Raw genomic sequence first — 4,642 nt, forward strand, 5'->3', positions numbered from 1 at the left:
GGGCGAAGGGCGCGACCGGGATCGTCACGCAGTACGGCAACGCGGGCCGCACGGGCGAGTTCGGCGCCGGGACCCGCGCGGCCGACCGCCCGGCGGGCTGGAAGCCGTGGACCGTGCGCCGCCCCTCGGGTATGGACGACCGGGGCCATGGCTGTGTCCTCGCCAAGTCCCTCCTGGTCTGCCGCGACGGCAGGGCGTCGGCGACGGCCCTGGACGCGGCGACCGGCGAGCGGCGCTGGACGTCACCGGGCTTCCGCGTCGGTCCCGACGCCCTCCAGGGCATCCAGGCGCTGCCGCCCGAGACCGACGGCACCCTCGTCTTCGTGCCCAGCGAGCGCGGCACGATCGCGGTCGACCTGGACTCGGGCGCCGAACGCTGGCGCAAGCCGCTGCCCGCGGACACCGCCATGATGGGCCTGACGTATGACCACGGTGTGGTCTACACCGCGGAGTTCTTCGCCTCCGACGAGATATCGGGGCCGAGCGACGCCCGCGTGCGGGCCCGCCGCGCCGTGGACGGCCGTGAGCTGTGGAGGTCGCCGAAGCTGCCGGGCAAGGTGCGGGACGCGACGCTCGTCAGGGGCGGCCGGCTGTACGCGTCCCTGGAGGGCGAGGGAGTGGTGGCCCTGTCCGTCAAGGACGGCCACCTCACGAGGAGGGCCCCCGACCAGCCCTGTCACGGCCTCCAGAGCTACCGCTCGGCGCTCCTGTGCTGGGACTACGACACCTCCGGCGTGCGGGAGCTCGACCCCGTCACCCTGAGGCCGCGCCGCACCCTGGCGCCCGGCGACGAACCGGCGCTGCCGCCCGTGATCGGCGACGCGGGCGTATTGATCGTCACCACCCGCGATCCGGACGCCGACGCCGCCGTGACCCACCACCTGGCCGCCTACGACTGGCGCACCGGCAAGCGGCTGTGGCGCTACGGCGCCCCGCAGGAGACGGCGGCCGTGGGGCTCGCGGGCAAGCGGGTGCTCGCCGTCGGGGCGTACGAGATGTGGGGCAGGAGCACGGCCGACGACATCAACTCCTACCGCAGGAAGAACATCCCGAGCCCCGACGGCGAGGACGAGTACGGCACCGCGTCACCGCTCGGCGATCCGCTGTATGTGGGCGGGGCGCTGTTCTCGGCCACCCAGGACGGCAGGATTCTGTCGGGGTACGCGCCCTGACAGGCGGGGGTCGGGATTCGGCCATACCTGCGGCGGCCGTCCGGCGGCCGGACTGAGTGGATCAGCCCGGCCGAGTCCGGCTATCGGGCAGCCTCCACGGGCGTCCGCGATCAGTCGGCGAGGCTCTGGCCGCACTACTTACCCACCGCATATGCAAATGGCTCGTACCAAAAGGTATGGATTCCGCCCTGCCAAACAGTGCATTTTCGGACCACCCGCGCCTTTCGCCATGAGGCTGGTCTTGCCTGGGCCGTTACGCACTAGTAGTTAACAAAGCGCCGGATTGTTCACCCGAAGGGCATGGGAAGGCTCCTCCGGTACGCACTCCGGCACACTTCCGGCTCACACCGGCCGGAAGCACCGCGGTACCTCTCCCCACCCCCGTATCCGTGCACGCGGACAGGAGCGGTCAGACATGCCTTTAGGCGCAACCCCGCAGCCCACCATTCCCGTATTGGACGTCGGGCCCGCCGTCCACTGCGGCCGAAAACCGGCGAAAGCCGTACCGGGAGAAACGTTCCAGGTGAGCGCGACGGTCTTCCGTGAAGGCCACGAAGCGGTCGCGGCCAATGTCGTCCTGCGCGATCCCGAGGGGCGCCCCGGCCCCTGGACACCGATGCGTGAACTGGCCCCCGGCACCGACCGGTGGGGCGCGGACGTCACGCCGGTGAGCGAGGGCCGCTGGACGTACGCGGTGGAGGCGTGGGGCGATCCGGTCACGACCTGGCGGCACCACGCGCGGATCAAGATACCGGCGGGCATCGACACCGCCCTGGTCCTGGAGGAGGGCGCCCGGCTCCACGAACGCGCCGCCGAGGGCGTCCCCGCCGCCGAGCGCCCGCTGATCCTGGCCGCCGCCGACGCGCTGCGCGACACCGGCCGACCGGCCGCGGCCCGCCTCGCCGCCGCCCTCACCCCCGAGGTGGACGCGGTGCTCGCCCGGTACCCACTGCGCGAACTCACCACCAGATCGCCGGAGTTCCCGCTTCTCGTGGAGCGCGTCCGGGCCCTGTACGGCTCCTGGTACGAGTTCTTCCCGCGCTCGGAAGGGGCGGTCCTCCGCGAGGGCGCGCCCCCGGTCTCCGGCACCTTCCGCACCGCCGCCGAACGGCTCCCCGCCATCGCGGAGATGGGCTTCGACGTGGTGTACCTGCCGCCCATCCACCCGATCGGCAGCACCTACCGCAAGGGCCCGAACAACTCCCTCTCCCCCGGACCGCACGACGTCGGCGTGCCCTGGGCGATCGGCTCCCCCGAGGGCGGCCACGACGCGGTCCACCCCGACCTGGGCACGATCGAGGACTTCGCCGACTTCGTGCGCCGGGCGGGCGAGCTGGACCTCGAAGTCGCCCTGGACTTCGCCCTCCAGTGCTCGCCGGACCACCCGTGGGTGGAGAAGCACCCGGAGTGGTTCCACCACCGGGCGGACGGGAGCATCGCCTACGCCGAGAACCCGCCGAAGAAGTACCAGGACATCTACCCGATCGACTTCACGCAGGACATGCCGGGACTGATCGCGGAGACCGAGCGGCTGCTGCGGTTCTGGATGGGGCACGGGGTGCGGATCTTCCGCGTCGACAATCCGCACACGAAACCGGTGGTGTTCTGGGAGGAGGTGATCGCCCGCGTCAACGGCACCGATCCCGATGTCATCTTTCTCGCCGAGGCCTTCACCCGTCCCGCGATGATGCAGACCCTCGCGGCCGTCGGCTTCCAGCAGTCGTACACCTACTTCACCTGGCGCAATTCCAAGGAAGAACTCACGGAGTACCTCACCGAACTGTCGCAGGAGACCGCGCACTTCCTGCGGCCGAACTTCTTCGTGAACACCCCCGACATCCTGCACGCCTACCTCCAGGACGGCGGCCGTCCCGCCTTCGAGACGCGGGCCGTGCTCGCCGCCACGCTCTCGCCGACGTGGGGCGTCTACAGCGGATTCGAGCTGTGCGAGAACACGGCCGTACGGGCGGGCAGCGAGGAGTATGAGAACTCCGAGAAGTACGAGCTGCGCCCACGGGACTGGGCGGGCGCGGCCCGCCGGGGCGAGACCATCGCGCCCCTGATCACCGCGCTGAACCGCATCCGCCGCGCCAACCCGGCACTGCGGCGACTGCGCGGCCTGCACTTCCACCCGACGGACAAGGAAGGAGTGATCGCCTACTCGAAAACCGCCGCCGACACCCACGGTTCGAACACGGTTCTGGTGGTCGCCAACCTCGACCCCCACCACACCCAGGAGGCGACGGTCTCGTTGGACATGCCGGAACTCGGCCTCGACTGGCACGAGACAGTGCCGGTGCGCGACGAGCTCACCGGCGAGACCTACCACTGGGGCAGGGCCAACTATGTGCGCCTGGAGCCGGGCCGCGCGCCCGCGCACATCTTCCGCGTCCTGCGACCGTCCTCACCGTTGATCGGAGGGTCACCCACATCATGATCTTCAATGAGCCCGTCCAGGACACGTTCGAGGACACCCCGAGCAAGGACCGCGACCCCGACTGGTTCAAGCGGGCGGTGTTCTACGAAGTCCTCGTCCGCTCCTTCCAGGACAGCAACGGCGACGGCGTCGGGGACCTGAAGGGCATCACCGCCAAGCTGGACTACCTCCAGTGGCTCGGCGTGGACTGCCTGTGGCTGCCGCCGTTCTTCAAGTCCCCGTTACGCGACGGCGGTTACGACGTCTCGGACTACACGGCGGTGCTGCCGGAATTCGGTGACCTGGCCGACTTCGTGGAGTTCGTGGACAGCGCGCACCAGCGCGGGATGCGCGTCATCATCGACTTCGTCATGAACCACACCAGCGACCAGCACCCGTGGTTCCAGGCCTCCCGCACCGACCCCGAGGGGCCGTACGGCGACTACTACGTCTGGGCCGACGACGACAAGCAGTACAGCGACGCCCGCATCATCTTCGTCGACACCGAGGCCTCCAACTGGACCTTCGACCCGGTCCGCAAGCAGTACTTCTGGCACCGCTTCTTCTCCCACCAGCSGGACCTGAACTACGAGAACCCGGCCGTCCAGGAAGAGATCATCTCCGCCCTGCGGTTCTGGCTCGACCTCGGCATCGACGGCTTCCGCCTGGACGCCGTGCCCTACCTCTACGCGGAGGAGGGCACCAACTGCGAGAACCTGCCGCGCTCCCACGCCATGCTGAAACGCGTCCGTTCCGTCATCGACGCGCATTACCCCGACACTGTTCTCCTGGCGGAGGCCAATCAGTGGCCCGAGGACGTGGTGGACTATTTCGGGGAGTTCGAGAACGGCGGCGACGAATGCCACATGGCGTTCCACTTCCCCGTCATGCCGCGCATCTTCATGGCCGTGCGCCGCGAATCGCGCTATCCCGTCTCGGAGATCCTGGCCAAGACCCCGGCTATCCCGGCGGGCTGCCAGTGGGGCATCTTCCTGCGCAACCACGACGAGCTGACCCTGGAAATGGTCACCGACGRGGAGCGCGACTACATGTA

The 4,642-nt window shown here is 69.5% G+C and carries 3 protein-coding genes; all 3 read left to right on the forward strand.

The annotated features are described in order from the left end of the window. Positions 1-1,172 (forward strand): outer membrane protein assembly factor BamB family protein (locus AB8Z36_RS30140; protein WP_369216556.1); only part of this gene is annotated, 1,172 nt, incomplete at its 5' end. A 415-nt stretch (positions 1,173-1,587) separates the two neighbouring features. Then, positions 1,588-3,609 carry an alpha-1,4-glucan--maltose-1-phosphate maltosyltransferase gene (locus AB8Z36_RS30145; protein WP_369216557.1) on the forward strand — a complete coding sequence of 674 codons (2,022 nt, stop codon included), beginning with the start codon at positions 1,588-1,590 and terminating at the stop codon, positions 3,607-3,609. Then, positions 3,606-4,642: alpha-amylase family glycosyl hydrolase (locus AB8Z36_RS30150; RefSeq protein WP_369216558.1), on the forward strand; the 1,037-nt coding region annotated here is incomplete at its 3' end. The genes AB8Z36_RS30145 and AB8Z36_RS30150, both read left to right, overlap by 4 nt.

The organism is Streptomyces flavofungini (genome assembly GCF_041028215.1).
Lineage (GTDB): Bacteria > Actinomycetota > Actinomycetes > Streptomycetales > Streptomycetaceae > Streptomyces > Streptomyces flavofungini_B.

Excerpts from the sequence above, each read along its gene's own strand:
- AB8Z36_RS30145 (WP_369216557.1), top strand. The coding sequence starts at position 1,588 with ATGCCTTTAGGCGCAACCCCGCAGCCCACCATTCCCGTATTGGACGTC.